Consider the following 26,252-nt stretch of genomic DNA (forward strand, 5'->3'; position numbering starts at 1 on the left):
TACTTGCTAGCTTCTCGCAAAATGTTAACGATAACATTTGCTCTAACAATAAAAACAAAACAGAGAATCACGCCATGAAAATGCTCCCCAAAACCCTGTGTTTACTGGCTGTCAGCATCACCCTCGGCAGCGCGGCTCCAGCCTTTGCCGACGCCGCCAAACCGATCCGCATCGGCGCCTCCTTCCAGGAGATCAACAACCCCTATTTTGTCACCATGAAAAACGCCCTCGAAGAAGCCGGCGCGACCATCGGTGCAAAACTGATCATCACCGACGCCCGTCACGACGTGTCCAAGCAGGTCAGCGACGTTGAGGACATGCTGCAAAAGGGCATCGACATTCTGTTGATCAACCCCACCGACTCGGTCGGCGTGCAATCGGCGGTCAAATCCGCCCACGCCGCCGGTGTTGTGGTGGTTGCGGTAGACGCGCAAGCCGACGGCCCACTGGATTCCTTTGTCGGCTCGAAAAACTTCGATGCCGGTTTCCAGGCCTGTGAATACCTGGCCAAGAACATCGGCGACAAAGGCAACATCGCGATCCTCGACGGCATCGCCGTGGTGCCGATCCTCGAGCGTGTGCGCGGCTGCAAAGAGGCGGTGGCCAAGCACCCGGACATCAAGATCGTGAGCATCCAGAACGGCAAGCAGGAACGTGACCAGGCGCTGACTGTCACCGAAAACATGCTGCAGGCCCAACCTACGCTCAAGGGCATTTTCAGCGTCAACGACAACGGCTCGCTCGGCGCCTTGTCGGCCATCGAAGCCAGTGGCCTGGACGTAAAACTGGTCAGCGTCGACGGCGCGCCGGAAGCGATCAAGGCGATCCAGAAGCCCGGCAGCAAGTTCATCGCCACCTCGGCGCAGTACCCACGCGATCAGATCCGCTTGGCCCTTGGCATCGCGCTGGCCAAGAAGTGGGGCTCGCAAGTGCCTGCCACCATTCCGGTGGACATCACCCTGATCGATCAGGCCAAGGCCAAGGACTTCAGCTGGTAAATCGCCCGGGCCCCACGTCACACGTGGGGCTTGAGGTCTCCTTCTGAATACGAGGTCGGCGGTATGAGCAGTCTTCTGAAGCTGGAAAATATCTGTAAGCGTTACCCGGGCGTGCAGGCCCTCAAGGGCATCAACCTGCAAGTGGAGCGCGGCGAGATTCATGCCTTGCTCGGGGAAAACGGCGCGGGCAAATCAACCCTGATGAAGATTCTCGGCGGTGTCGAGCATCAGGACGAAGGGCAGATCCTGATCGACGGCCAGGCGCAGCAGTTCGCGACCTACCGCGATGCGATCGCTGCCGGCATTGGCATCGTGTTCCAGGAATTCAGCCTGATTCCCTACCTCACGGCGGTGGAAAATATCTTTCTGGGCCACGAGTTGAGTAACCGCTTCGGCCTGCTGCGCAAGCGCGAGATGGTCGAGGCATCGCAAGCATTGTTCAAGCGCTTGGGCGTGAGCATCGACCTGCAGTGCGCGGTCAAGCACCTGAGCGTGGCCGAGCAGCAGTTTGTCGAAATCGCCAAGGCCCTGGCCCTGGATGCACGTTTGCTGGTGCTCGATGAGCCGACCGCCACGCTGACGCCCAGCGAAGCCGAGCTGCTGTTCGAGATCATGCGCGAACTCAAACGCCAGGGCGTGGCGGTGATTTTTATCTCCCATCACCTGGAGGAAATCTTCCAAGTGTGCGATCGCATCAGCGTATTGCGCGACGGCGGCAATGTCGGCGTGACCGAGGTGGCCGACAGTGACATCGATCGGCTCGTCGAGATGATGGTCGGCCGTCGCCTGGAATGCAGTTTTCCGCCCAAGCCGACCGATGCACGCGGCCCGCTGTTACTGGAGGTCAAGGACATCCAGCTGGTACGCAACGGTCCGCATAACCACTTCCAGCTGCACAAGGGCGAGATCCTCGGCTTTGCCGGGCTGGTGGGTTCCGGCCGTACCGAACTGGCGCTGGGCATGATGGGCGCGCTGCCGTCGGTGAGCAAAGAGGTGTGGTTGCGCGGGGAGAAAATCACCCTCGACGACCCGGCGCAAGCCTTGGCCCACGGCATCGGCCTGCTGCCCGAAAGCCGCAAGAGCGAAGGCTTGATCACTGACTTCAGCATTCGCGAAAACATCTCCCTGAACAACCTGCCCAAGTACCAGAACGCCTCCGGGCTGATCGACAAGGCCAGGGAATGCGCCAGTGTTGAAGACCTGATGCGCCAACTGTCGATCAAAGCGCCCAGCGGCGAAAGCCGAGTGTTCAACCTCAGCGGCGGCAACCAGCAAAAGGTCGTGATCGCGCGCTGGATCAACCACCACTGCGACGTGCTGGTGTTCGACGAACCCACGCGCGGCATCGACGTTGGCGCCAAGGCGCAGATCTACGCGCTGATGCGCAGCCTCACCGAGCAGGGCTACGCAATCATCATGATTTCCTCCGAACTGCCCGAAGTCATCGGCATGTGCGACCGCGTCGCCGTGTTCCACAAGGGCGCCATCGTCAAGGTACTCGAAGCGTCCGCCGTCAACCCACAAGAGGTCATGCGCTATGCAACAGGGGGCTCAAGTGAATATGTCCATTAACACCGGCGACACCGGCCGGCTGCGCCTGAACCTGGCGCGGCTGGTGCGTTCGCCGGCGTTTTATCCGTTCGTGGGGCTGGTGGTGGTGACCCTGGTGATGATCCTCGCCAGCGACACGTTCCTGACCGCCAGCAACCTGTCGAACATCGCCCGCCAAGTGTCGATCAACGCGATCATCGCCGTGGGCATGACCTGCGTGATTCTCACCGGCGGGATCGACCTGTCGGTGGGGCCGGTGATGGCGCTGTCCGGCACGTTGACCGCCGGCTTGATGGTCGCGGGCTTGCCGCCAGGCCTGGCGATAGGCGCCGGGATGCTGATCGGCGTGGCCTTTGGTATCGGCAACGGGCTGTTCGTCGCCTACCTGCACATGCCGCCGATCATCGTCACCCTGGCAACCATGGGCATCGCCCGTGGCCTGGGCCTGATGTACACCGACGGCTACCCGATTTCCGGGCTGCCGGAGTGGTTCGGTTTCTTTGGCCGCCAAAGCCTGTTCGGCATCGAAGTGCCGATCCTGATCATGCTGATGACCTACGCAGCCGCCTACGTGTTGCTGCAACACGCGCGCATCGGCCGCTACATCTACGCCATCGGCGGCAATGAAGAAGCGGTGCGGTTGTCTGGCGTACGGGCGGCGCGCTTCAAGTTGCTGGTGTACGGCATCAGCGGCCTGACCGCCGCGATTGCCGGGCTGGTGCTGACGTCACGCTTGATGAGCGGCCAGCCGAATGCCGGTGTGTCGTTTGAACTCGATGCGATTGCCGCGGTGGTACTCGGCGGCGCGTCGATTGCCGGCGGGCGCGGGGTCATCGTTGGCACCTTGCTCGGCGCCATGCTCCTGGGCGTGTTGAACAACGGCCTGAACATGCTCGGCGTTTCGCCCTACGTCCAGAGCGTGATCAAAGGCGCAATCATTTTGCTGGCGATCTTTATCAGCCGTCAGCGGCATAAATAAATTCCTACCAGACAGGACCGAACACCATGGACAAGCACACCCAAATGCAAGCCGTCGTCTGCCACGGCCCGAAAGACTACCGCCTGGAGCGCATCGGCAAACCCAAGGCGCGCTCCCATGAACTGGTGATCCGCATTGCCGCGTGCGGCATCTGCGCCAGTGACTGCAAATGTCACTCCGGCGCGGCGATGTTCTGGGGCGGCGACAACCCGTGGGTCAAGGCGCCGGTGGTGCCGGGCCACGAATTTTTCGGCTATGTGGAGGAAGTGGGTGAGGGCGCCGAGGAACATTTTGAAGTCGCCGTCGGCGACAAAGTGATTGCCGAGCAGATCGTGCCGTGCGCCAAGTGCCGCTTCTGCAAGTCGGGCAAGTACTGGATGTGCGAAGTGCACAACATCTTCGGCTTTCAGCGTGAAGTGGCCGAAGGCGGCATGGCCCAGTACATGCGCATCCCCAAGACCGCCATCGTGCACAAGATTCCGGAGTCGGTGTCGCTGGAAGACTCGGCGCTGGTGGAGCCGATGGCCTGCTCGATCCATACCGTCAACCGCGGTGAAATCCAGCTCGATGACGTGGTGGTGATTGCCGGCGCCGGCACGCTCGGGCTGTGCATGGTCCAGGTCGCCGCGTTGAAGACGCCGAAAAAACTGGTGGTGATCGACATGGTCGACGCGCGCCTGGAGCTGGCCAAGCAATTCGGCGCCGACGTAGTGATCAACCCATCGCGCGACAACGCTCGCGAGATCATCAACGGCCTCACCGATAACTATGGTTGCGACGTGTACATCGAAACCACCGGCGTACCGGCCGGCGTGACCCAGGGCCTGGACCTGATTCGCAAGCTCGGGCGCTTTGTCGAGTTCAGCGTGTTTGGCGCCGAGACCAGCGTCGACTGGTCGATCATTGGCGACCGCAAAGAACTGGACGTACGCGGCGCGCACCTGGGCCCGTATTGCTACCCGATTGCCATCGACCTGTTCGAGCGCGGGCTGGTCACCTCCAAAGGCATCGTCACCCATGACTTCCCGCTGGATAACTTTGCCGAAGCGTTCGAGCTGGCCAACTCGACCAAGTCGATCAAGGTGCTGTTGAAGCCGGTGGTCTGAACGATGGAGTACGTCATAGGAGTCGATATAGGAACCCAGAGCACCAAGGCGCTGCTGGTGGATGGCCAAGGTACGATCATCGCCCAGCACAGCCAGGGGTATCGCGTGGATACCCCGAAAGTGCGCTGGGCCGAGCAATGGCCGCAGGTGTGGCTGGGTGCTGTTGAAGCCTGCGTGGCGCAGTGCATGGCCAAGGCCGGCGTGGCGCCAGCGCAGGTCAAGGCGCTGTGCATCAGCAGCCTGTACGGCGGCTCGGGGATTGCCGTGGATGCGCAAATCACACCGCTGCACCCGTGCCTGATCTGGATGGACCGCCGCGCCGGTGAGCAGGTGGCGTGGGTGCGTGAGCAGGTGGATTTGCAGCGTTTGTTCGCGGTCACCGGCAACTCGGTGGACAGTTACTACGGCTTCACCAAGATGCTCTGGCTCAAGCAGCACCAGCCGCAGGTGTGGGCGCAAACGCGTTACCTGCTGCCGCCCAACAGTTACATCAACTGGTGCTTGACCGGCGAGTTGGCGGTGGACCACAGCAGCGCTGGCAACATTGGCGGCGTCTACGATGTGGCGCAGCGCGGCTGGTCTGAAGAGATGCTCGCGGCATTGGGCATTCCCCTGGCGATGATGCCCGAGCGGCTGGTGTATTCCGGTGAAGTCGTGGGCGGTCTGTTGGACGCGTGGGCTGCGCGCCTGGGTTTGCACGCGGGTACGCCGATCCTCGCCGGAGGTGTGGACGCTGCCATGGCGACGTTGGCCGCCGGTGTCACGCAACCGGGCAACCACGTGGCGATGATCGGCACCAGCATGTGCTGGGGCTACTTGAACCAGCAAGTGGACGCGCGCCACGGGTTGGTGAGCATGCCGCATGTCTACAACGGCCATCGAGACCTGTACATCTTTGGCGGCGCGATCACCGCCGGGGCGTCGGTCAGTTGGTTTCGCGAACAGTTCTGTCAGGCCGAAGAGCTGCAGGCCAAGGCCACCGGGCAGGACAGCCTGGCGCTGCTGGAGCAGAGCGCTATGAAGGTTCCGGCAGGCAGCGAAGGCTTGCTGTTCCTGCCGTACTTGATGGGCGAGCGCAGCCCGGTGTGGGACGACCGCGCCAGCGGCAGTTTTGTCGGGCTGAACCTGTACCACAGCCGCATCCACCTGTACCGCGCGGTGCTTGAAGGCGTGAGTTTCGCCCTGCGCCACAACATCGAGGCCGGCACGCAGGGCGCGCACTCACTGGACCCGCGCCTGATTGTGGTGGGTGGGGCGAGTCATTCGGATTTGTGGATGCAGATCATCGCGGACGTCACGCGGTACCCGGTCTACACCATTGTGCAAGAGGTGGAAGCTGCGCTGGGCGCAGCGTTGCTGGCGGCGCACACGGTGGGGTTGGTGAGTGATGGGGCGATGGAGAAGGGCTGGGTGCAACTGGAGCTGCGGGCGCAGCCCAAGCGCGAAAATGTCGCGGTTTATGACCAGGCGTTTAGCGAATACTTAAAGCTGTATCCAGCGCTCAAACCGATCATGCACGCCATGCAAACCAACTGATACAACGCGGTCCAAATGTGGGAGCAGGCAAGCCAGCTCCCACAGGGGATCTTCATTGTTTTTGAGATTTGTACTCATGACGACGACCTTCAACTTCACCCACCAGCGCATCCTCGTCACCGGTGCCACCAGCGGTATCGGCCACGAAATCGCCCTGCAACTGATCGCCAGCGGGGCCGAGGTCTTTGCGCTTGGGCGTGACGCCGAGGCCCTGGCAGCCCTGGGCTGCCACAGCGTATGCGTGGACATCGCCGACAGCGTCGCCCTCGACCAGGCCCTGCAAGACCTGCCGGCCATGCACGGCCTGGTCAATTGCGCCGGCATCTCCCGACTGGAACCCGCTGCCGCGATCAGCGTCGATGCGTTCGATCAGGTGATGCAGGTCAACGCGCGTGGCGCCGCTCAGGTTGCCAGCCGTGTCGCGGCAAAAATGATCGAGGCGAAAGTCGCCGGCAGCATCGTCAACGTCTCTAGCCAAGCTTCGTTGGTCGCGCTGGACGATCACCTGGCCTACTGCGCTTCCAAAGCCGCACTGGACGCAATCACCCGCGTGCAATGCTCCGAATGGGGCCGCTTCGGCATTCGCGTCAACAGCGTCAACCCCACGGTCACGCTCACGCCCATGGCGACCATGGCCTGGTCCGAACCAGCCAAGCGCGACCCGGCGCTGGCGGCGATTCCGCTGGGGCGTTTTGCTCAAACCGTCGAAGTGGCCTTGCCGGTGCTGTTCCTGCTGAGCAGCGCCGCCAGCATGATCAGCGGCGTGAGCCTGCCGATCGATGGCGGCTACACCAGCCGCTAGCCGTTTTCCAATACGCCGGTGATCACCACTTTGTCCCGAGGCTTGTACGGGTCTTGCAGGCGGTCGAGCAGCAGGCGTACCGCGCTGCTGCCGGCCAGGGACGCGTCATGGGCCACGCAGGCGATGGGCACGCCGAAGATATCGGCGAAGGGCAGGCGGTCGATGCCGCAGATGGTCAGGCTGTCGTGCGGGATGTTGTGCATGCGCAACGCACGCAATGCGCCGAGGGTGATCAACTGGTTGAAGCCCATGATCGCGTCCGGCGCCGTGTGTTCGGCCAGGTAGTCGAGGGTGTGCAGGTACGACGGCATCAGCGTGTAGTCGCCGGCCTGCACTTCAACTTGAATATGTGGATGGTCGGCAAGCACTTCGCGCAGGCCCTTGAGGCGTTCCACGGTGATACGTGAATGCGCAGGCCCGGTCAGCACCAGCAGGCGCTTGAGCTCGGGCGTCTGGCGCAGCAGGTAGTGCGCGGCCTGGATGCCGCTGTGGTAGTTGTCGAGCACCACGCGGCTGAACGGGCTGTCGTGGAGCGTGCGGTCGAGCAGCACCACCGGGGTTTTGCCATTGCCCAGGCGCTCCAGGTAATCGGGCTGGTAGCTTGGCTCGTCGGAGACCGGCGACAGGATGATCCCCGCTACGCGGTAGCCCAGCAGGGTGTCCACGGCCTTGCTTTCCAGCTCTTCCAGTTCGTCGGTGTCCACCAGCATGATGGTGTAGCCGTGCTGTTTGGCCTCGCGGGAAATCGCCTTGATCATTTCGCTGTAGAACGGGTTGTCCACCGAGGCGGTGATCACGCCGATGATCAGGCTTTCACTGCGCTTGAGCCCACGGGCGAAAGCGTTCGGCACGTAATCCAGCTCCCGCGCCACCTCGAGGATGCGCGCCAGGGTGGCGGGTTTGACCAGGTCGGGTTTGCTCAGCGCGCGGGACACGGTGATGGTGGTCATGCCGACCCGTTTGGCGATGTCGCTGATGGTGACGGACTTTTTCTTGTTCATCGGTCAGGCTGCAAAAGGAGACACCCGCAGGCTAGCACGCGCGCAGGCTCAGGGTGATTCAAATCAGCGGGTCCCAGCGTTGCGACCAGTCACTTTCGGCCTTGACCACGCCGCGCAGCAATTCCAGGGCCTGTTGCAACACGGCTGAATCGCGCGCGCGTGAATAGACCAGGTAGGTTGGAAAGCTGAACTCCGGCGCTTTCGGCACGCGCTGCATCACGCCGCTGTCCAGGTAGCTTTGCACCACACGCGTGCGGAAATACCCGGCGCCGCCGTTTTCCAGGATGTACTGCAGCGCCAGCGGGCCGAGGTTGAAGCTCAGCGCGGCGCCTTATCGGGTAGGGCGGTGTCATGTTGCTGGCGAAAGCCCGGGCCCCAATCGATGTAGACGTAAGGGTCTGGCTTGCTCACCAGTTGCACCAGGATCAGTTTTTCTTCCAGCACCTGTTCTACCTGCAGGCCCGGCCAATACTGGGGTTGGAACACGAGGGCGGCATCGAGTACGCCCAGTTCCAGTTGGCGCAGCAGGTATTCGCCTTCACGCACTTCGGTGCGCAGGGCGTGCCCCGGGATGTGTTCGCGCAGGGCTTGGGCCCAGCCGAGCATCAGTGGGTTGCACAGGCTGACTTCGCCGCCGATGTGCAGGACATTGCGGTAACCGTCGGGCAACGGCAGGTCGCGTTTTGCGGCTTCCCAGGTTTGCAGCAGCTGGTTGGCGTATGTCACGAAGGCCTCACCGTCGGCGGTCAGGCGGGCGCCAGCGCGGTTGCGGATGAACAGCGTGCTGCCGAGCTGGCTTTCGAGGTTTTTCACGCGTGCGGTGATGGCGGTCTGGGTGACGTGCAGTTTCTCGGCGGCAGCGGCCAGGCTGCCGCAGCGGGTGATTTCGAGGAAGGTGCGTGCCAGTTCGATGTCCATGAAGCCCCCGGGGATGAATGGCGGGGATTGTAGTGGATGGGGGTGGGGCTTGTTTAGGTAGATGGGGGGCATATCCGTTGCTGCGGTAACGGCGGCTGGCGGTTCCGCTCTTACAGCGGGTCACTTTTGGCAAACGCCCGGAATGCCGGCCCAGCCAAAAGTAACCAAAAGGTCTTTGCCCCACCACTCGGCACCTCGCTTAGGCTCGGTGTGCCCGAACGCAGGCTTGAATCCGTGGGCCGCCGCGATGGGCCATCCATGGCCCAACACGGCTAACCCGGCGTCCTGCCGGGTTACCCACGGATTCAAGCCTGCGTTCGGCCAGCGTGGTTGACGGGGCCTGTCAGATCAAAAGCAAGATCAAAAGCAGAGCACGGCGGCCTAGTAGCCGACCTGAGTGGTAGAAGCAAAAGCACAGCAACACATTTATATCTGATGCACTGAGCTCCAAATGTGGAAGCGGGCTTGCTCGCGAATGCTGTGTGTCAGTCAGCTCATGTGTCACTGACCCACCGCATTCGCGGGCAAGCCCACTCCCACAATTTGACCGAGTTCAGCCGCCACCACCGCACTGCTTTGCTTTTCTGTGGGAGCTGGCTTGCCTGCGATGCAGGCACCTCGGTGTGTCAGTGACACCCTGTTGACGCCATCGCAGGCAAGCCAGCTCCCACATTTGATTGAGTTCAGCCTTCAAAGATCAGGTCGGCTGTCAGGCCACCTCGGTTTTGCTTCTACCACTCAGGTCGGCTACTAGGCCGCTGTGCTCTGCTTTTTGATCTTGATCTTAGGCGCCCGGTTAAACCACGCTGGCCGAGTGGTGGGGCAAGAGCCCTTGGGTTACTTTGGGGCTTTTCCAAAGTGACTCGCCGTAAGGGCGAAACCAACCTCAGCCATCACCCAATAACGGATACGCCCCCAAAGCCCCCCATCGCTAATAGCATCCCAGCAAAAAGCCGCCTGATCGTTATTGAATACCGATGGACCAGCTCTGTGTGGTCTGGTCCTCGTGGCGCGGCTCCAGGTCATCTTCATACTGGCAACGCGGGCCCTTGCAGTGGTAGTCGAAGGTCACCGGCGCCTGGGTCTTGATGGGGAACAACGATTTGGCCGTCGCCGGTGCAGCCTGTGGCGCGGCCTCGGTGACGGGCGCTTCGTAGCTCAAATCCAGCGTTGCAGCGTGGGCCACGATGGGCAGGAGGGCGAGCGCTGCACTCGCCAGAACGGTCCTTGTAAATAGCATCTGAAACAACCCGCGCAACAAAAAATGAAGCGCGAATTATAAGCCAGGCGCAACCGCCGATGCACACCGCAGTGCGCGGTCGAACGCCGCAGTTCAGAACACCCGAGGTGCCTCAAGGTGTTCCGTGGGGAACGCGTGGGTATAGGCCTGACACACCCGCAGCACCTGCTCATCGGCAAACCGCGCGCCCACCACATGCAGCCCCACCGGCAAGCCATTCGCCGCCAACCCGCACGGCACCGACGCCGCCGGTTGCTGGGTGAGGTTGAAGGGATAGGTAAACGGCGTCCACTCCATCCATTCGTTCAGGCCCGAACCCGGTGGTACGTTGTGCCCCGCCTCGAACGCAGTGATGGGCATCATCGGCGACACCAGCACGTCGTAATGCTCATGAAACGCCGCCATCCGCGCCACCAGTGCCGCGCGGGCTTCGAGTGCGTCGTTGAAGTCGCGCAGGCTCAGCTGTTCGCCGCGTTGCGCGATACGTAGCAGGCCGGGGTCGAGCAGCTGTTTTTGCGCCTCGCTCATCGTGCTGGTCAGGCGGGCGGCGCCGGCGGCCCATAAGGTGCTGAACACCTCCAGCGGGTCACTGAACCCCGGGTCGATCTGCTCGACATGCGCGCCCAGTTGCACCAACCCTTGCACGGCTTGGGCGACGACGTTGGCCACCTGCGGGTCGACATCCACATAACCGAAGGTCGGGCTGTAGGCCACACGCAAGCCTTGCAAATCCGCACCCGGCTTTAGCCACGGCGTGGTCCGTGGCGCACCGATCAGGCCATCGCGCGCATCCGGCTGCGCGACGGTTTGCAGCATCAGCACGGTGTCTTCCACCGTGCGCGTCATCGGCCCCAGGTGCGACAGAATCGTCATCGAACTGGCCGGCCACTGCGGTATGTAGCCGAAGGTCGGCTTGATGCCAAAGGTGCCGGTGAACGCACACGGAATGCGGATCGAGCCACCGGCATCGCTGCCCTGGTGCAGCACGCCCAGGTTCAACGCCGCCGCCGCGCCCGCGCCACCGGACGAGCCGCCTGCGGTGGTGCGGGTGTCCCACGGGTTGCGGGTGATGCCGTACAACGGGTTGTCGGTGACGCCTTTCCAGCCGAATTCCGGGGTGGTGGTTTTGCCCAGCAGCACCGCACCGGCCTTGCGCATCAGGGCCGAGAAGGGCGCATCCACGTCCCACGGCCCGTCGGCGGAGGTGGTGCGTGACCCCTTGCGGGTGGGCATGCCGAGGGTCAGCGTCAGGTCTTTGATCGAAGCGGGCACGCCGTCCAGCGCGCCGCAGGGTTGGCCTTTGAGCCAGCGTTGTTCCGAAGCGCGCGCGGCGCGCAAGGCACCCTCAGGATCGACATGGCAGTAGGCGTTCACCACCGGGTTGTAGCGCTCGATACGCAGCAAAGCATCTTCGGTGACCTCCACCGGCGACAGGCTTTTGTCGCGAAAATGCTGCAGCAGTTGCACCGCTGTCAGTTGCCCCATCTCACTCATGCCAGGTCCCCCTGCGCCGCGTTGACCATGGCGCGCAGCAGCACCGCGCAGCCTGCTGCCAGGTCATCCGGCGCGGCGTTTTCGATTTCGTTATGGCTGATGCCGCCTTCGCACGGTACAAAGATCATCCCGGCCGGGCCGAGTTCGGCGACGAAAATCGCGTCATGCCCGGCACCGCTGACGATGTCCATATGGCTCAAGCCCAAGGCCGTTGCGCCGTCACGCACGGCGTTGACGCAGGCCGGGGCGAAATCCAGCGGCGGGAAGTCGGCGGTGGGCGTCAGCGCAAACGTCAATCCGTGGCGTGCAGCCGTGGCTTCAATCACGCCGCGCACTTCATCGACCATGGCTTGCAACCTGTCGGCGTGCAGGTGGCGCAGGTCGATGGTCATGTGCACCTGGCCGGGAATCACATTGCGCGAGCCTGGGTGCACGCTCAGGCAACCGACCGTGCCGCAGGCGTGTGGCTGTTGCTGATGGGCGATACGGTTGACCGCGCTGACGACTTCGGCGGCGCCGACCAGGGCGTCCTTGCGCAGGTGCATGGGCGTGGGGCCGGCGTGGGCTTCGACACCAGTGAGGGTCAAGTCGAACCACTTCTGGCCCAGGCAACCCATGACCACGCCAATGGTGGTGGCCTGGTCTTCCAGCACCGGGCCTTGTTCGATATGCGCCTCGAAATACGCGCCTACCGGGTGGCCAAGCACCGCGCGCGAGCCGGCGTAGCCGATGCGCTGTAGTTCGGCGCCCACCGACAGGCCGTGCTCGTCCTGTTTGTCGAGGGTTTCCTGCAAGTCGAACTGACCGGCGAACACCCCGGAGCCCATCATGCACGGCGGAAAACGCGAGCCTTCTTCGTTGGTCCACACCACCACCTCGATCGGTGCTTGGGTCTCAATGCCAAGGTCATTCAAGGTGCGGATCACTTCCAGCCCGGCCATCACGCCGTAGCAGCCGTCGAACTTGCCACCCGTGGGCTGGGTGTCGATATGGCTGCCGGTCATCACCGGGGGCAGGGCGGGATTGCGCCCGGCACGCCGGGCAAAAATATTGCCGATGGCGTCAACACTGACGCTGCACCCAGCCGCCTCGCACCAGTGCACGAACAGGTCGCGGGCCTGGCGGTCGAGGTCGGTGAGCGCCAGGCGGCACACGCCGCCTTTGACGGTGGCGCCCAGTTGGGCCAGGTCCATCAGCGATTGCCACAGGCGGTCGCGGTTGATCAGCGGGGCGTTGCTCTTGAGCGGTTGCGCAAAACTATTCATGGGCACTCTCCGGTCAGGCACTCAGGGCCAAATAACGGTTCTTGATGCTTGGGTCGGCGCGGAAGGCAGCGGCGCTGCCCTCGTACACCACGCGGCCCTGTTCGAGCACGTAATGGCGGTCGGCGAGCTTGTCGCAGACCATCAGGTTCTGTTCCACCAGCAGCACGGGCAGGCCGTCGTCCTTGACCTTGCGCAGGATTTTCACCAGTTCGTCGACGATCACCGGCGCGAGGCCTTCGGTGGGTTCATCGAGGATCAGCAGCTTGGGATCGTTGAGCAGCGCGCGGGCGATGGCGAGCATCTGTTGCTCACCGCCGGATAACGCGTGGCCGGCGTTTTTGCGGCGTTCCTTGAGGCGCGGGAACATGCCGTACACGTCGTCCAGCTGCCAGCGGCTGGTCTTGCGCACGGCGATGCGCAGGTTTTCTTCGACGCTCAGCAGGCGGAAAATCCCGCGGTTTTCCGGCACCAGCGCCAAGCCCTGGCGGGCGATTTCGAAGATCTTCTGGCCCACCAGCGCTTGGCCGTTGAAGTGAATCTGGCCCTGGCGCGGGCAGATAATCCCGAGGATGCTGCGCAGCGTGGTGGTCTTGCCGGCGCCATTGCGGCCCAGCAGGGTCACCAGCTCGCCGGGGTTGACGGTCAGCGACACGCCTTCGAGTACGTGGCTTTTGTCGTAGTAGGAATGGATATTCTCGACGATCAGCATCAGGCGGCCTCTCCCAGGTAAGCAGTACGCACACGTTCATCGGCGCGCACGAACTCCGGCGTGCCTTCCACCAGGATCTGCCCGTGGCTCATCACGGTGATGCGTTGGCTGATGGACATGACGATGCTCATGTTGTGTTCGATCAACAGCACCGTGTGGTCGCGGCCGAGGTCGCTGATCAACTGGGTCATGATCGGGATGTCATCGATGCCCATGCCCGAGGTGGGTTCGTCGAGCATCAACAGTTTTGGCTTGGAGCAGATCGACATGCCGACTTCCAGCACACGCTGCTGGCCGTGGGACAGCTCACCGGCCAGGGTGTCGGCGCGGCTCGTGAGTTGCAGGCGTTCGAGTACTTGGTCGGCCATTTCCAGGTGCTCGCGCTTGCTGTCGACGCGGCGCCAGAAGTTCAGGGCGCGCGCACCGTCGCGGCCCTGGGCGGCCAGGCGCAGGTTCTCGCGCACGCTGAGGTTCTGGAACAGGCTGGTGAGCTGAAACGAACGCGCCATGCCCAGGCCGACGCGGGCGTGGGCGGGTTTGCGCATCAGGTTCTGGCCGTCGAAATGAATCGCCCCGCCAGTGGCCTGGCGTTCGCCGGTCAGGCAGTGAAACAGGCTGGTCTTGCCGGCGCCGTTGGGGCCGATGATGGTGTGGATGGTGCCGGCTTCGACCTTGAGGTTGACGCCGTTCACCGCGTGGAACGCACCGTAGGCCAGTTCCAGGTTCTTGGTTTCCAGCAGGATGCTCATGACAGTTTCTCCTTGCTCACAACGTCGGCCTTGCGGCTGCCTCGTACGCGTTCGAACAGTGACGACAGCCCGCCCCACAAACCGCCGCGCATGAAGATCACCACCAGAATCAGGATGATGCCGAGCAGCATCAGCCAGCGCGGCCACAGGTCGGAGAGAAAGTCGCCCAGCAGCACGATGGAACCGGCGCCCAGCAACGAGCCGAACAGCGAACCGGTGCCGCCGACGATGGTCATGATCAGGATGTTCTCGGACATCGCCAGGTCGATGTTCGACAGCGGCACAAAGTGCAGCAGCATCGCGTACAGCGCCCCGGCGATGCCGGTGACGGCGCCGGACAGCACAAACACCAGGATCTTGAAGTGGCGCGTGTCGTAGCCGATGGCCGAGGCGCGGGTTTCGTTTTCGCGGATGGCCATCAAGGTGCTGCCGAACGGCGAGGCGATGACCCGGCGTGCGCCGATGAAGATCAACAGGAACAGCACCGCGACAAAGCCATAGAACGCGCGGGCGTCGGCCAGCGACAGCAGCACGGTGTCACCGAGGCGGATTTCCGGGCGCGGCACGCTGAGCAGACCGTTGTCACCGCCGGTCCAGTCGCTCAGGGTGTAGGCGACGAAGTAGGCCATCTGGCTGAACGCCAGGGTCAGCATCACGAAGTAGATGCCGGTGCGCCGGATTGCCAGGGCGCCCACCAGCAGCGCGAGGAAACCACCCGCCACGGCGGCGCCGAGCAGGGCAGGGAACAGGCCCAGTTGCAGGTGGATCATCAACAGTGCAGCGCAATAGGCGCCGGCGCCGAAAAAGATGCCTTGGCCGAACGACAATAGCCCGGTGTAGCCAAGCAGCAGGTTGCAGGCCAGGGCGGCCATGGCAAAGATCAGGATCTCGGTGGCCAGGGTCGCCGAAGGCAATATCAACGGCAAACCGATCAGTACCGCCAGTACCCACAGCAACATCGTTTTTGATTGGGTCTTGGCAAACGGCAGGGGATTTTTCTCGCTCATGTCAGGCTCTCCCAAACAGGCCGTAAGGCCGTACCAGAATCACCACGGCCATCGCGCCGTAGATCATCAGGCTCGCGCCTTGGGGCCAAAGTGTGGTCATCAGGCTTTGCACCACGCCCACCAGCAGACCGCCAACCAGCGCACCACTGAACGAGCCCATGCCGCCGATCACCACCACCACGAACGCCACGCCGAGAATCTCCGGGCCGACGAAGGGCTGGGCGCCGCGCAAGGGCGCAAACAGCACACCGGCGACGCCGGCCAGGGCTACGCCGAGGGCGAAGGTCATCGAGAACAGGCGGAAGATGTTGGTGCCCAGCAGCGACACGGTCTCGGTGCTTTCACTGCCGGCGCGCACCAGGGCGCCGAAGCGTGTGCGCTCCAGCAGCAGCCACAGGCCCAGGCCGACCAGCCCGGAAAACACAATGAGAAACAGGCGGTAGTAGGGGTAGACGAAGTCGCCGACCACCAGCACGCCGCGCAGCAGTTCCGGCACGGCGACGCTTTTGCCCACCGGGCCCCAGATCATCACGCTGGCTTCCTGGATGATCAGCGCGATCCCTAAGGTCACCAGAATCTGGAACATGTGCGGCAAGTGATAAATGCGCTGGATCAACAGTCGCTCGATCACCCAGGCCAGCGCCGCCACCACCAGTGGCGCGATCAGCAGCGCCAGCCAGAAGTTGCCGGTGAGGCTCACGGCGGTGTAGCAGATGTAGGCGCCCAGCAGGAAGAACGCGCCGTGGGCGAAGTTGACGAAGTTGAGCAGGCCGAAAATGATTGTCAGCCCGACCGCGATCAGAAAGTAGATCATCCCCAGCCCAAGGCCGTTGAGGATCTGGAACAGGTAAAGGTTAAGCATGCAGGAACCCTCGGACAGGCGGCCGCGCGGGCGGCCCTGTCGTGTACAACCGGTGATGGTTTAGCGGATCAGCCGAGCACGCAGCCCGTGGCTTCCACCGGCGGGAACGACTGGCCGGCACTGAGCACTTTGGCCAGGTCGTCCTTGTCGGCCATGTCGCCGGCGGCTTTGCCGATCATCAGGTAGTAATCCTTGATCACCTGATGGTCGCCGGCGCGGATCGATTCCTTACCGGTGGGGCCTTCAAAACTCAGGCCCTGCATGGCCTTGGCTACCGTCGGCCCGTCGAAGCTGCCGGTGGCAATGATGGTGTCGAGCATGACCTTGGTGCTGATGTAGTCGGCGGCCAGCGGGTAGGTGGGGTTGATGCCGTATTTGGCCTGGGTCAGCTTGACCAGTTCACGGTTGAGCGGGCTGTCGACCTGGTGCCAGTACTGCGCGCCGAGGTACACGCCTTCGAGCACATCGCTGCCCAGTTCCTGGAATTGGTCGAGGCCGGCGGACCACACCAGCAGCACTTTCATGCGCTCCTTGATGCCGAAATTCACCGCCTGGCGCAGGGTGTTGGACGACTGGCTGCCGAAGTTGAGCAGCACCAGCACGTCGGGTTTGGCGGCGATGGCGTTGGTCAGGTAGCCGGAGAATTCCTGTTCCTGCAAGGAGTGATAGCTGTTGCCGACGTGTTCCAGGCCGTTTTCCTTGAGCACGTTTTTGGCGCCTTCGAGCAAGGCTTCGCCAAACACGTACTGCGGGGTGATGGTGTACCAGCGCTTGGCGTCCGGCAGCAGCTTGATCAGCGGCACCAGGGTTTCGCGGATCGCGCCGTAGGTGGGCACCGACCAGCGGAAAGTCGCACTGTTGCAGTCCTTGCCGGTCACCTCATCGGCGCCCACCGGGGTCATGAACACGCCGCCGACCTTGCTGACTTCCTTGGCCACCGCCAGGGCCGATGACGACAGCGTGCAGCCCTGGAAGAACCGTGCGCCGTCCTGCTGGATCGCCTCCTGGACCTTGCGCACCGCCTTGCCAGCGTTGCCTTCGGTGTCGATGACCTTGTAGTTGAGCGGGCGGCCGAGAATCTCGGGGTGTTGTTCCACCGCGAGCCGCGAACCCATGTCGGCAAACTTGCCATAGCTGGCAAAGGCGCCAGACATGGACTTGAGGCCGTAAAAGGTGAAGGGTTCGGCGGCGAATGCAGAGCGCACGCCCAGCGGAAGGCTGAGGGCGGCGGCTGCGGTAAGACTGGCTTTCAACAACGTACGACGCTGCATGGGGTGACTCCCTGGTTTAGTTATTGGCAGGAGCGGCAATGGCGATACGGTGGAGCAAGGGCCTGTGGGCAGGCCTGTTATTGGATGATTTGAACGCGGTCAACGGTGGGAGCTGGCTTGCCTGCGATTGCATCGACTCAGTTCAACTGATGCACCGAGGTGTCTGCATCGCAGGCAAGCCAGCTCCCACAGTGATTGGGTTATTACTGGTGGGCGTGGAGTGTTTTTAAGAGTGATCGAACTCCAATAGGAAGTGCGGGCTGACCTCGCCTTCCAGCGCGGTCATATGGTGTTCGGCGTCGCACATGTGTTCATGCATCAAGCTGCGCACGGCGCTTTCATCACCTGCGCGAAAGGCCAGCAGCAACTGCTTGTGGTAATCGAGGTTGGCCGCGTCGAACTGCTTGCGCTTGGGTTTGTAGGCTTTTTTCAGCACCACCAGGTCGCGCAGCAGGTCGTTGAGAAACTGCGCCATGAAGCTCAAGAGCGGGTTGGGGCAGGCCTTGGCCAGCAGGTTGTGGAACTCCAGCTCCGCCAGGCGCTGTTCGCGCTGGCCGGCCTCGCTGTCCTCTGGCGAGCTGCACAAGTCCACGTTGTCTTGCAGGGCCTGATAGTCGTCCTCGCTCAAGCGTCCGAGCACCGACACTGCCAGTTCCACTTCGATGACCTTGCGCAGCTGGTACACCTGCTCGCCGTCCAGGTGCTGAAAATGCAGGTAGTTGCGCAACGCACGGCTGGCGGGCTCGGTGCCGGCCTGGTTCAGATACGCGCCGCCACTGGGACCGGTGCGCGTACTCACCAGGCCTTCCACTTCCAGCGCTTTGAGCGCTTCACGGGCCGAGCCTTTGGAACACTGGAAGCTTTCCATCAACTCGCGCTCGGTGGGCAGGCGGTCGCCGGGTTTCAAGGCATCAGTGACGATAGAGCGCTTGACCGACTCGACAATCACATCGGAGAGCTTCTGGCGTTTGCGTCGCAACGGGCGGCTGAGCATGGGCGTCTATTGATCCTATTAATGCGGATTAATAGCACTTAATAACGATTGGTCGAGAGCGTCAACGCAGGGTGTCGTTTTCGGCGCGAAGAGGTCGTAATCGCAGTGATTATTCCCAGCGGCCGGGGTCGAGACAGCGCGTAGAGGGAGGCGGCTGTTGGCCGTTGACCAGAAAATCCGCGACCCAGCGGTTGACGCACCCGGCTGCGACGGCGTCGGGTCGGGATGATTCCTTGAGCAACAATTGCTCGACGCCAGAGGTGGCGGGTTCCGCGTGCCCGGCGTTGACCAAGACCATGCGCGCGACGCGTTCGGTAAACAGCGCGGCGTACCGGCTGCCAAGTCGGGTGGCCTGGGCATTGCCGAGGAAGTTGAGCCGCGCCTCGCCGAGTTGTTCGCGCACAAACTCCATATCGCGCGCGGCCTGTTCCACACCGGTTTCCTGGCTCAGGTCGCGGGGGCTCAGTTCGATCACGTCATAACGGTTGGTCAGGGTGCGATAGGCCGCCGTGGCGTAGGACTCCCAGCGGCTGACCAGTTTGAGGACGAAGGTTGCGCCCTGGCCCTTTTGCGGCTCGCCGGCCTGAATGAACACCACACCCTCGCGGCTCAGCGGTTGCCGGGCGCCGACCCGGGTCAGGGCCAGGCGCACAGTGCCACGCTTGGGCGCGGCGTGGTCACGGGGCACGCTGACGCTGCCGCATTGGGTGCGCTCCAGCACCTCAGGGTCCGGCCGTTCAAAGGCAGGGAAGGGACAATCCAGCAGCCAGTCGATCGCCGTGGGCGCGATCAGAGGCTCGGCAAAAGCCCGGCTTGCCATCAGCCAGAGGCAGACGCACGCCAGGCTTTTTACAACAACGCTGGGTTTCATCAAGAGGGTCCGGGCAGCCGTTTGAAGACGGCTTTTTTACCAAGGACCTCGGGTCAAAGAATGTAGGTTTGTTAAACGGTTTGTGTAGGACAACGGAGTTTCGTTATCAGAAACCGGCGTTCCACCCGCCACCCAATGCCTTGTACAGCGCAATGCTGGCTTGAAGACGCGATAACCGCAGTTGCACAGTCAAGTCCTGCGCCGCGTACAGCGTGCGTTGGGTTTCGAGCACCGTCAGCAAGTCTTCCGCACCGGCCTGGTAACGGCTTTCGGCGATCCGGAAGGCGGTCTGGGCCTGTTGCAGTTCTTCGCTTTGCCAATCGCGCTGCTGATCCAGGCGCGTGATGTTGCTCAGGGACTTTTCCACGTCGGCAAAGCCGTTGATGATTGCGCCGCGATAAGTCTGCAGCAGCTCATCCTGACGGGCACGGGCCTTGTCGCGTTCGGCGCTTAAACGGCCATTGTTGAAGATCGGCGCCACCAGGCCCGAGGTCAGGTTGTAGTACGGGCTGCGCAGCAGTTCCTCGGCCTTGTAGGACCCCGAGCCCAGCGTGGCGCCCAAGGTCACCGTGGGCAGCATCGCCGTACGGGCCACCGTGACATCGGCACTGGCCGCCGCAAGCTGCGCTTCGGCCTGGGCCAGGTCGGGGCGGCGGCTCAGCAGTTGGCTGGGCACGCCCGGGCCAATGGTCGGCCAGGTCAGCGCCTGGAACGACTCGGCGCCCAGGTTCAACGCTTGCACGGGCTGGCCGAGGAGGGCAGCGAGGGTGATCAGCGATTCTTCGGCCACTTGCTGAATCAGCGGCAGTTGCCGTTGCTGGCTCGCCACCAGACTCTTCTGTTGCGCCAGTTCCAGGGCTGTGGCCGAGCCGGCGTCGTAGCGGGTCTGGACCAGGTCGAGCACAGTGCGCGCATTCGCCAGGTTCAGCTCGGCGATCTGTTGGCGCTGGCGCGCGGCGAGGGTTTGCGCATAGCGGTCGGCGACGTTGCTGAGCAGCGTCAGCTCCACAGTGGCCTGGTCGAACTCACTGGCACGCAGGCTCTGCAGGGCACTGTCACGGGCGGCAGCACGGCCGCCCCAGAAATCCACTTCGTAGCTGGCGGTGAGGTCGGCGTCGAAGCTGTCGACGGTTTTATTACTTTCTGTAGCGTCCAGGGAAGAATTGCCGCTGCCGCGCAGCAGCTTTTCGCGGCTGGCGGAGAGGTTGAAATTCACCTCGGGCAACAACGGCGCACCGGCAATCACCGCGCTGGCCTGGGCCTGGCGCACGCGCGCCATGGCGGCCGCCACGTCATAACTGTCGCGCCGGGCCTGGTCGATCAGGCGATTGAGTTGCGGGCTGCCAAATTGCGTCCACCAACGCTGGTTGGTCGCTTGCGTGGCCTGTCGCTCGGCGTATTGCCACGCGGCGGGCGGCGCGATGCCGCTGTCGACCTGGGGCGGGTTGCCGGTACAGGCGTTGAGCAACAGGCACAGGCTGAGCAAGGACAGGTGCGGTGGAATGCATCGTTTATTCACTGGTCAACGCCTTAACCGGATCGAGCCGGGCAGCTTTACGGGCCGGCATAAAGCCGAATACGACACCGGTGACCAACGCACAGCCAAACGCGCCAAACACCGCCAACAAAGAAAATTGCACCGCCACCTCGGTCAGCACCAGCACGCCGCCGACCAGCAGCGCCAGGGCGATGCCGAACAGCCCGCCGACCACCGAAAGCATCACCGCCTCGGTGAGGAACTGGCGCAGGATGTCGCGCTGGCGCGCACCGGTGGCCATGCGGATACCAATTTCGCGCGTCCGCTCGCGCACGGTCATCAGCATGATGTTCATCACGCCGATACCGCCCACCAGCAGGGAAATCGCGGCAATCGAGCCGAGCATCAACGACAAGGTGTTCTGCGTGCGCGCCTCGGCCTGGATCATTGCCGCGTTATTGGTCAACTGGTAGTCGCGCTTGCCGTTGTGCAGCTTGAGCATCAACTGGTCGATGGCCAGTTCGGCCTCATGCACCTTGCGCGCATCGGCGGCGGCAATTGCCACGTATTCGGGGTTGTAGGTGCCGAACAGGCGCACGCTGGCGGCGGTGTAGGGAATGGCGACACGGTCATCGCTGTCTTTGTTGCCGGAACTGGAGCCTTTTTCAGCCAGCACACCGATGACCTGGAAAGGCACGTTCTCGATCAGGATGTATTGGCCGATCGGGGTGGCGACGTTCTTGAACAGCTTCTCGCGGATACGGTGGCCGATCACTGCGACGGTGGCCCCGGCGCGCTCGTCAGCCTCGGTGAAGTAGCTGCCCTCGACCACCGGCCAGTTGAAAATCTCCGGGAAGTTGACGTCGTTGCCGCCCACGTAGGCGAGGTAGTCCAGATTGCCGAACCGTACACCCGCGTCGCTGCCATTGACCGGCATGATGCGCTTGACCTGAGGCAGCGCCGCCAGGGCCGCGACATCGTTGAGGGTGACGATGCCCAGCGGCGTGCGCGGGTTGGGCGAGGAACCACTCAGGTAAATGATGTTGGAGCCGAACGCGCCCATCTGCGCCATGACCTGGCGCTTGCTGCCTTCGCCCACCGCCAGCATCACCACCACCGACGCCACGCCGATGATGATGCCCAGCAGTGTCAGCGCGGTGCGGAAGCGGTTGATCCACATCACCCGCCAGGCCGCTTGCACGGCGTCCACCAGTTCGGCTTTCCAGGCACCGTTGTGTTCGGCACCGTCGGCCAGGCGCTGGCGCAGGTCCACGGCTTGCAGCGCGCCGCTGTGGGCGGTGGCGGGCACGTGGGTATCGCGGGTTGCCGAGTCACTGATGATCAGGCCATCACGGATCTCGATGATGCGGTTGGCACGCGCCGCCACTTCGCGGTCGTGGGTAATCAGAATGACCACGTGGCCCTGGCCCGCCAGTTCATCCAGCAGCGCCATCACCTCGGCGCCGCTGTGGCTGTCGAGGGCGCCGGTGGGTTCGTCGGCGAGGATGATATGCCCGCCGTTCATCAGGGCGCGGGCAATGGACACGCGTTGTTGCTGGCCACCGGAGAGCTGGTGCGGGCGGTTGCCGGTGCGGTCGGCCAGGCCCAGGCGGGTCAGCAGCGCCTTGGCGCGGGCGTGCCGTTCGGCGGCGCTGATGCCGGCATAGATCGCCGGCATTTCGACGTTTTCCTGAGCCGAGCCCGACGGGATCAAGTGGTAGCCCTGGAACACGAAACCAAAGGCTTCGCGGCGCAGCCAGGCCAGTTCGTCGCTGTCCAGGTGCGCGACGTTTTCGCCGGCGAACAGATAGTCGCCCACGGTGGGGCGATCAAGGCAGCCGAGAATGTTCATCAACGTGGATTTGCCGGAGCCCGACGCGCCGACGATAGCGACGAATTCCCCGGCATGGATCGACAGGTCGATCCCGCGCAACACGTCGACCTGCGGGCTGTCGCCGCCGCCGTAGGATTTGCGGATGTTCTTGAGTTCGATCAGCGGCGTGGTCAAGTCAACCCCCGTTGCCATCGACCGGGCCGATCAGCAGGTGATCGCCTTCGTTCAAGCCCTCAAGCACTTCGACCCGCAGGCGGTCGCTGATACCCAGGCGCACCGGGCGCTCCTCGATGTCGCCGTTTTTGGCCACCACCCGCGCGAACGGCCGGTCGGGGCCGTGGCTGCCCAGCAAGGCCGCCACGGGGGCGGTGAGTACGTCCTTGACTTGACTGGCAACGAAAAACACCTGGGTGGTCATTTCGGCCATCAGTGCATTGTCGGCGTTGTCCACATCCAGCAGCACGGTGTAGAGCACCACGCGGCCACTGCCGCTTTTGCTGGCGCTGCTGGGGCTGCCACTGCCCTGGCTGGTTTCATTCAGCGGCTTGGGCGGTATCGGCAAGATCTGGCGCACGGTGCTGGTCCAGCGTCGGCTGCCACCGGCGAGGGTGGTGAAATAGGCGGTCATGCCGGGTTTGACGTGACCTATGTCGGCTTCGGAAACTTCGGCCCACACGGTCATCGGCGATAACTTGGCGATGCGCAGGATCAGCGGCGTCTGTTGCTGGGCGTTGAGGGTCTGGCCGACCCGTGCGTCCACCGCCACCACGGTGCCGCTCATGGGCGCGTAGATGCGGGTATAGCCCAACTCCGCCTCGTCGCTGCGCAGGCTGGCCTGGGCCTGGCGGATCTGTGCCTGGAACATCTCGACCCGGGCCTGGGTGGCACTCAGTTCGGCCTTGGCGGTTTGCACGTCTTCCTCGCGGGTGGCGTTGCCGGCGGCCAGGCGCTGTTGACGCTGGTATTTCTGGCGCGCGAGTTCGTGCTGGGCCTTCTGTTCCTGCAGTTGGGCCTTGAGGTTTTCGATGGAATAGCGGCTGGCGTCGAGTTTGGCTTGTTGCGTGGAAGGGTCGATTTCCACCAGCAACTGGCCTTCTTTGACCTGATCCCCGGCCTCGACATGGATCTCGCGGATCTGCCCGGATGCCTGGGCGCCGACGTCGACATACCGGCGCGGTTGCAGCGTACCCAGCGCCGTGACGCTGTTTTCAATATTGCCGCGGGTGACGGTGACAGTGGACAGCGTATCGCGGCCGGGCGGCAGCACCTGCCAGGCGGCCACCGCAAGGAGGGGGATCAGGCACGCGACAGCGAGCAGGGCGCGTCGAGCGGGGCGAGGGCGTTTCATGCGTTGGTTCCAGCCAGGAAGTGAGGGCCGCAGTTGCGGGGGGCTGAGTGTTATACGAGAAAATTGCTCGCAGATTTAGGCGTTTACATACACGGAAACAGCTCTATGGAATAAAAAACTCGCGCATTGATGCAAGACTTCTTTAAAAGTAGATGAGAATTACTATAAATTGCACGCACTCAAACTGCCATCATCTATGGCCTGTCTTCTTTAGTACTCAAGGATTTGATGCCGTCCCCCCTGACGGCCGGGAGTCATGGTGGAAAACTACTATCGCGAGCTGGTGTGTTTCCTCAACGCCAAGCTGGGCAACCGTCAGGTGGCCGAGGATGTGGTGCATGACGCTTATGTCCGAGTGCTGGAGCGCTCCAGTGACACGCCGATCGAACAACCGCGTGCGTTTTTGTACCGCACCGCGCTGAACCTGGTAATCGACGGTCATCGGCGTAACGCCTTGCGCCAGTCCGAACCCCTGGACGTACTGGATACCGAAGAGCGTTTCGCCACCAGTTCGCCGCATGCCTGCCACGATCAGGACCAGCGCCTGGAAATGCTCGAGCGTGCCCTGGCCGAGCTGCCGGCCACGTGCCGCGACAGCTTCCTGCTGCGCAAACTCGACGGCCTGTCCCACCCGCAAATCGCCGAACGCCTGAGTATTTCCCGCAGCCTGGTGGAAAAACACATCGTCAACGCCATGAAGCATTGCCGGGTGCGCATGCGCGAGTGGGACGCGCACTGATCAATGATCAGTTAAATTTTATTTCACTGTCCTCGTTTCCTATCAACACATGACCTGTTGTGCAGGTCTTGAAGGTATTCCCGCCCCACCGCCAAGGGGCTTATCCAGAGGACACTGGAATGACACAGGCAATTGCTTCGCCCGCGGTTCACGACCTGATCGGTATCGGTTTCGGCCCTTCGAACCTGGCGTTGGCCATCGCCCTGCAGGAGCGCGAAAAAGCCCAGGGCAAACTGGACGTGCTGTTTCTCGACAAACAGGCCGATTACCGTTGGCACGGCAATACCCTGGTGACCCAGAGCGAACTGCAGATTTCGTTCCTCAAGGACCTAGTGACCTTGCGCAACCCCACCAGCCCCTATTCCTTCGTCAACTACCTCAAGGCCCACGACCGCCTGGTGGACTTCATCAACCTGGGCACTTTTTACCCGTGCCGCATGGAGTACAACGACTACCTGCGCTGGGTCGCGGGGCAGTTCCAGGCCCAGGCGCGCTACGGCGAGGAAGTGTTGGCCATCGAGCCGATCCTGCAACAGCAACACGTTGAAGCACTGCGCGTGATCTCCCGTGACGCGCTGGGCGAACAGCATGTGCGCACCACCCGTTCGGTGGTGGTCAGTGCCGGTGGCACGCCGCGTGTGCCTGAGGCGTTCAAGGCTCTCAAGGATGATGGCCGCGTGTTCCACCACTCCCAATACCTGGCACGCATGGCCCAGCAGCCGTGTGTTGAAGGCAAGGCGATGCGCATTGCGATCATCGGCGGTGGGCAAAGCGCGGCTGAAGCCTTTATCGACTTGAACGACAGTTTCCCGTCGGTGCAGGTCGACATGATCCTGCGCGGTTCGGCGCTCAAGCCCGCCGACGACAGCCCGTTCGTCAACGAAGTGTTCTCACCGGCGTTTACCGACCTGGTGTTCCAGCAGGTCGGCGCCGAGCGCGAACGCTTGGTGGCCGAGTACCAGAACACCAACTATTCGGTGGTTGACCTGGACCTGATCGAGCGCATCTACGGCATTTTCTATCGCCAGAAAGTCTCCGGTGTCGCCCGTCAGGCGTTCCGCACCATGACCGTGGTCGAGAAAGCCAGCGCCAGCCCGCTGGGCATCGAACTGTCCTTGCGCAACAACGCCAGCGGCGAAACCAGCGTCAGCCATTACGACGCGGTGATCCTGGCCACCGGTTACGAGCGCCAGATGCACCGCGAACTGCTCGCGCCGCTGGAAGCCTATATGGGCGACTTCGAGGTAGCGCGCGACTACCGCATCGTCACCGACGAGCGCTGCAAGGCCGGCATTTATATCCAGGGCTTCAGCCAGGCCAGCCATGGCTTGAGCGATACCTTGCTGTCGGTACTGCCGATTCGGGCGGATGAGATCGCGGCGTCGTTGTATGAAAACGATCGCCATCGGGGCAAAGCACGCTCGGCGCAGGACCTGCTTCTTGCAACTGCGAGCTGATCGAGCACAGTCCTACAGACGGCACTGGCGCCAAGGTTGAGCTA

General features: G+C 62.9%; 22 protein-coding genes and 1 pseudogene. 8 read left to right on the forward strand and 15 right to left on the reverse strand.

Going from position 1 to position 26,252, the window contains the following annotated elements; genetic code table 11:
- The first annotated feature begins 74 nt into the window (after positions 1–74).
- From ACM530_RS21150 to ACM530_RS21175, 6 genes are all read left to right on the forward strand, one after another.
- A complete protein-coding gene (locus ACM530_RS21150; RefSeq protein ID WP_242199259.1) occupies positions 75–998 on the forward strand; it encodes a substrate-binding domain-containing protein in 924 nt (307 codons plus the stop codon).
- 63 nt (positions 999–1,061) lie between these two features.
- Entirely contained in the window at positions 1,062–2,570 is a 1,509-nt protein-coding gene (locus ACM530_RS21155) for a sugar ABC transporter ATP-binding protein (protein WP_416363068.1), read from the forward strand.
- Positions 2,536–3,528 carry an ABC transporter permease gene (locus ACM530_RS21160; protein WP_416363069.1) on the forward strand — a complete coding sequence of 331 codons (993 nt, stop codon included), beginning with the start codon at positions 2,536–2,538 and terminating at the stop codon, positions 3,526–3,528. The genes ACM530_RS21155 and ACM530_RS21160 overlap by 35 nt, the downstream gene beginning before the upstream one ends.
- Before the next feature lie 26 nt (positions 3,529–3,554).
- Positions 3,555–4,634 carry an alcohol dehydrogenase catalytic domain-containing protein gene (locus ACM530_RS21165; RefSeq protein ID WP_416363070.1) on the forward strand — a complete coding sequence of 360 codons (1,080 nt, stop codon included), beginning with the start codon at positions 3,555–3,557 and terminating at the stop codon, positions 4,632–4,634.
- 3 nt (positions 4,635–4,637) lie between these two features.
- The gene (locus tag ACM530_RS21170; protein WP_416363071.1) at positions 4,638–6,170 is read left to right on the forward strand and encodes an FGGY-family carbohydrate kinase; all 1,533 of its coding nucleotides are present in this window, start codon (positions 4,638–4,640) and stop codon (positions 6,168–6,170) included.
- Between the two features lie 76 nt (positions 6,171–6,246).
- Positions 6,247–6,972, forward strand: coding sequence for an SDR family oxidoreductase (locus ACM530_RS21175; protein WP_416363072.1), 726 nt, complete (start codon positions 6,247–6,249; stop codon positions 6,970–6,972).
- On the opposite strand, the gene ACM530_RS21180 is transcribed toward ACM530_RS21175, so the two are convergent.
- The 15 genes and pseudogenes from ACM530_RS21180 to ACM530_RS21250 form a co-directional block, all read right to left on the reverse strand.
- Complete coding sequence (locus ACM530_RS21180) at positions 6,969–7,973, reverse strand: LacI family DNA-binding transcriptional regulator (protein WP_416363073.1); 1,005 nt, start codon at positions 7,971–7,973, stop codon at positions 6,969–6,971. The two genes, ACM530_RS21175 and ACM530_RS21180, sit on opposite strands and share 4 nt — an antisense overlap.
- A 58-nt stretch (positions 7,974–8,031) precedes the next feature.
- A pseudogene (locus ACM530_RS21185) lies at positions 8,032–8,891 on the reverse strand (LysR family transcriptional regulator).
- A 964-nt stretch (positions 8,892–9,855) separates the two neighbouring features.
- The gene (locus tag ACM530_RS21190) at positions 9,856–10,131 is read right to left on the reverse strand and encodes a hypothetical protein (protein ID WP_416363074.1); all 276 of its coding nucleotides are present in this window, start codon (positions 10,129–10,131) and stop codon (positions 9,856–9,858) included.
- Positions 10,132–10,224: 93 nt separating this feature from the next.
- Entirely contained in the window at positions 10,225–11,625 is a 1,401-nt protein-coding gene (locus tag ACM530_RS21195; RefSeq protein WP_416363075.1) for an amidase, read from the reverse strand.
- Positions 11,622–12,890 (reverse strand): Zn-dependent hydrolase, encoded by a 1,269-nt coding sequence (locus tag ACM530_RS21200; protein WP_404483540.1) that lies wholly within the window; start codon positions 12,888–12,890, stop codon positions 11,622–11,624. The genes ACM530_RS21195 and ACM530_RS21200 overlap by 4 nt, the downstream gene beginning before the upstream one ends.
- A gap of 13 nt (positions 12,891–12,903) precedes the next feature.
- Entirely contained in the window at positions 12,904–13,599 is a 696-nt protein-coding gene (locus ACM530_RS21205; protein ID WP_145163701.1) for an ABC transporter ATP-binding protein, read from the reverse strand.
- Positions 13,599–14,348: an ABC transporter ATP-binding protein gene (locus tag ACM530_RS21210; protein ID WP_416363076.1), complete on the reverse strand. Its 750-nt coding sequence runs from the start codon at positions 14,346–14,348 to the stop codon at positions 13,599–13,601. Before ACM530_RS21210 ends, ACM530_RS21205 begins: the two co-directional genes overlap by 1 nt.
- A complete protein-coding gene (locus tag ACM530_RS21215; RefSeq protein ID WP_416363077.1) occupies positions 14,345–15,355 on the reverse strand; it encodes a branched-chain amino acid ABC transporter permease in 1,011 nt (336 codons plus the stop codon). Before ACM530_RS21215 ends, ACM530_RS21210 begins: the two co-directional genes overlap by 4 nt.
- 1 nt (position 15,356) lies before the next feature.
- A complete protein-coding gene (locus ACM530_RS21220) occupies positions 15,357–16,217 on the reverse strand; it encodes a branched-chain amino acid ABC transporter permease (RefSeq protein ID WP_015884776.1) in 861 nt (286 codons plus the stop codon).
- A 68-nt stretch (positions 16,218–16,285) separates the two neighbouring features.
- The gene (locus ACM530_RS21225; RefSeq protein ID WP_416363078.1) at positions 16,286–17,488 is read right to left on the reverse strand and encodes an ABC transporter substrate-binding protein; all 1,203 of its coding nucleotides are present in this window, start codon (positions 17,486–17,488) and stop codon (positions 16,286–16,288) included.
- 226 nt (positions 17,489–17,714) lie between these two features.
- On the reverse strand, positions 17,715–18,482 hold the full coding sequence (locus ACM530_RS21230) for a FadR/GntR family transcriptional regulator (RefSeq protein ID WP_416363079.1): 768 nt from the start codon (positions 18,480–18,482) through the stop codon (positions 17,715–17,717).
- Positions 18,483–18,591: 109 nt separating this feature from the next.
- Positions 18,592–19,353 (reverse strand): alpha/beta fold hydrolase, encoded by a 762-nt coding sequence (locus ACM530_RS21235; RefSeq protein WP_369303052.1) that lies wholly within the window; start codon positions 19,351–19,353, stop codon positions 18,592–18,594.
- A 106-nt stretch (positions 19,354–19,459) separates the two neighbouring features.
- Positions 19,460–20,872, reverse strand: coding sequence for an efflux transporter outer membrane subunit (locus ACM530_RS21240; protein ID WP_416363080.1), 1,413 nt, complete (start codon positions 20,870–20,872; stop codon positions 19,460–19,462).
- On the reverse strand, positions 20,865–22,856 hold the full coding sequence (locus ACM530_RS21245) for a MacB family efflux pump subunit (protein ID WP_416363081.1): 1,992 nt from the start codon (positions 22,854–22,856) through the stop codon (positions 20,865–20,867). The genes ACM530_RS21240 and ACM530_RS21245 overlap by 8 nt, the downstream gene beginning before the upstream one ends.
- A complete protein-coding gene (locus ACM530_RS21250) occupies positions 22,840–24,012 on the reverse strand; it encodes an efflux RND transporter periplasmic adaptor subunit (protein ID WP_262209225.1) in 1,173 nt (390 codons plus the stop codon). The genes ACM530_RS21245 and ACM530_RS21250 overlap by 17 nt, the downstream gene beginning before the upstream one ends.
- A 256-nt stretch (positions 24,013–24,268) precedes the next feature.
- On the opposite strand from ACM530_RS21250, the gene ACM530_RS21255 reads away from it, so the two are divergent.
- The gene (locus ACM530_RS21255; RefSeq protein WP_145163719.1) at positions 24,269–24,751 is read left to right on the forward strand and encodes a sigma-70 family RNA polymerase sigma factor; all 483 of its coding nucleotides are present in this window, start codon (positions 24,269–24,271) and stop codon (positions 24,749–24,751) included.
- 119 nt (positions 24,752–24,870) lie between these two features.
- Positions 24,871–26,208 (forward strand): lysine N(6)-hydroxylase/L-ornithine N(5)-oxygenase family protein, encoded by a 1,338-nt coding sequence (locus tag ACM530_RS21260; RefSeq protein ID WP_416363082.1) that lies wholly within the window; start codon positions 24,871–24,873, stop codon positions 26,206–26,208.
- Positions 26,209–26,252: the final 44 nt, after the last annotated feature.

It is taken from the genome of Pseudomonas sp. NFX183 (assembly GCF_047943075.1).
Lineage (GTDB): Bacteria > Pseudomonadota > Gammaproteobacteria > Pseudomonadales > Pseudomonadaceae > Aquipseudomonas.

What these genes read in the sequence shown, in the direction of transcription:
- ACM530_RS21150 (WP_242199259.1), top strand. Translation starts at nt 75, where the DNA reads ATGAAAATGCTCCCCAAAACCCTGTGTTTACTGGCTGTCAGCATCACC.
- ACM530_RS21155 (WP_416363068.1), top strand. Translation starts at nt 1,062, where the DNA reads ATGAGCAGTCTTCTGAAGCTGGAAAATATCTGTAAGCGTTACCCGGGC.
- ACM530_RS21160 (WP_416363069.1), top strand. Translation starts at nt 2,536, where the DNA reads ATGCAACAGGGGGCTCAAGTGAATATGTCCATTAACACCGGCGACACC.
- ACM530_RS21165 (WP_416363070.1), top strand. Translation starts at nt 3,555, where the DNA reads ATGGACAAGCACACCCAAATGCAAGCCGTCGTCTGCCACGGCCCGAAA.
- ACM530_RS21170 (WP_416363071.1), top strand. Translation starts at nt 4,638, where the DNA reads ATGGAGTACGTCATAGGAGTCGATATAGGAACCCAGAGCACCAAGGCG.
- ACM530_RS21175 (WP_416363072.1), top strand. Translation starts at nt 6,247, where the DNA reads ATGACGACGACCTTCAACTTCACCCACCAGCGCATCCTCGTCACCGGT.
- ACM530_RS21180 (WP_416363073.1), bottom strand. Translation starts at nt 7,973, where the DNA reads ATGAACAAGAAAAAGTCCGTCACCATCAGCGACATCGCCAAACGGGTC.
- ACM530_RS21190 (WP_416363074.1), bottom strand. Translation starts at nt 10,131, where the DNA reads ATGCTATTTACAAGGACCGTTCTGGCGAGTGCAGCGCTCGCCCTCCTG.
- ACM530_RS21195 (WP_416363075.1), bottom strand. Translation starts at nt 11,625, where the DNA reads ATGAGTGAGATGGGGCAACTGACAGCGGTGCAACTGCTGCAGCATTTT.
- ACM530_RS21200 (WP_404483540.1), bottom strand. Translation starts at nt 12,890, where the DNA reads ATGAATAGTTTTGCGCAACCGCTCAAGAGCAACGCCCCGCTGATCAAC.
- ACM530_RS21205 (WP_145163701.1), bottom strand. Translation starts at nt 13,599, where the DNA reads ATGCTGATCGTCGAGAATATCCATTCCTACTACGACAAAAGCCACGTA.
- ACM530_RS21210 (WP_416363076.1), bottom strand. Translation starts at nt 14,348, where the DNA reads ATGAGCATCCTGCTGGAAACCAAGAACCTGGAACTGGCCTACGGTGCG.
- ACM530_RS21215 (WP_416363077.1), bottom strand. Translation starts at nt 15,355, where the DNA reads ATGAGCGAGAAAAATCCCCTGCCGTTTGCCAAGACCCAATCAAAAACG.
- ACM530_RS21220 (WP_015884776.1), bottom strand. Translation starts at nt 16,217, where the DNA reads ATGCTTAACCTTTACCTGTTCCAGATCCTCAACGGCCTTGGGCTGGGG.
- ACM530_RS21225 (WP_416363078.1), bottom strand. Translation starts at nt 17,488, where the DNA reads ATGCAGCGTCGTACGTTGTTGAAAGCCAGTCTTACCGCAGCCGCCGCC.
- ACM530_RS21230 (WP_416363079.1), bottom strand. Translation starts at nt 18,482, where the DNA reads ATGCTCAGCCGCCCGTTGCGACGCAAACGCCAGAAGCTCTCCGATGTG.
- ACM530_RS21235 (WP_369303052.1), bottom strand. Translation starts at nt 19,353, where the DNA reads ATGAAACCCAGCGTTGTTGTAAAAAGCCTGGCGTGCGTCTGCCTCTGG.
- ACM530_RS21245 (WP_416363081.1), bottom strand. Translation starts at nt 22,856, where the DNA reads ATGGCAACGGGGGTTGACTTGACCACGCCGCTGATCGAACTCAAGAAC.
- ACM530_RS21250 (WP_262209225.1), bottom strand. Translation starts at nt 24,012, where the DNA reads ATGAAACGCCCTCGCCCCGCTCGACGCGCCCTGCTCGCTGTCGCGTGC.
- ACM530_RS21255 (WP_145163719.1), top strand. Translation starts at nt 24,269, where the DNA reads ATGGTGGAAAACTACTATCGCGAGCTGGTGTGTTTCCTCAACGCCAAG.
- ACM530_RS21260 (WP_416363082.1), top strand. Translation starts at nt 24,871, where the DNA reads ATGACACAGGCAATTGCTTCGCCCGCGGTTCACGACCTGATCGGTATC.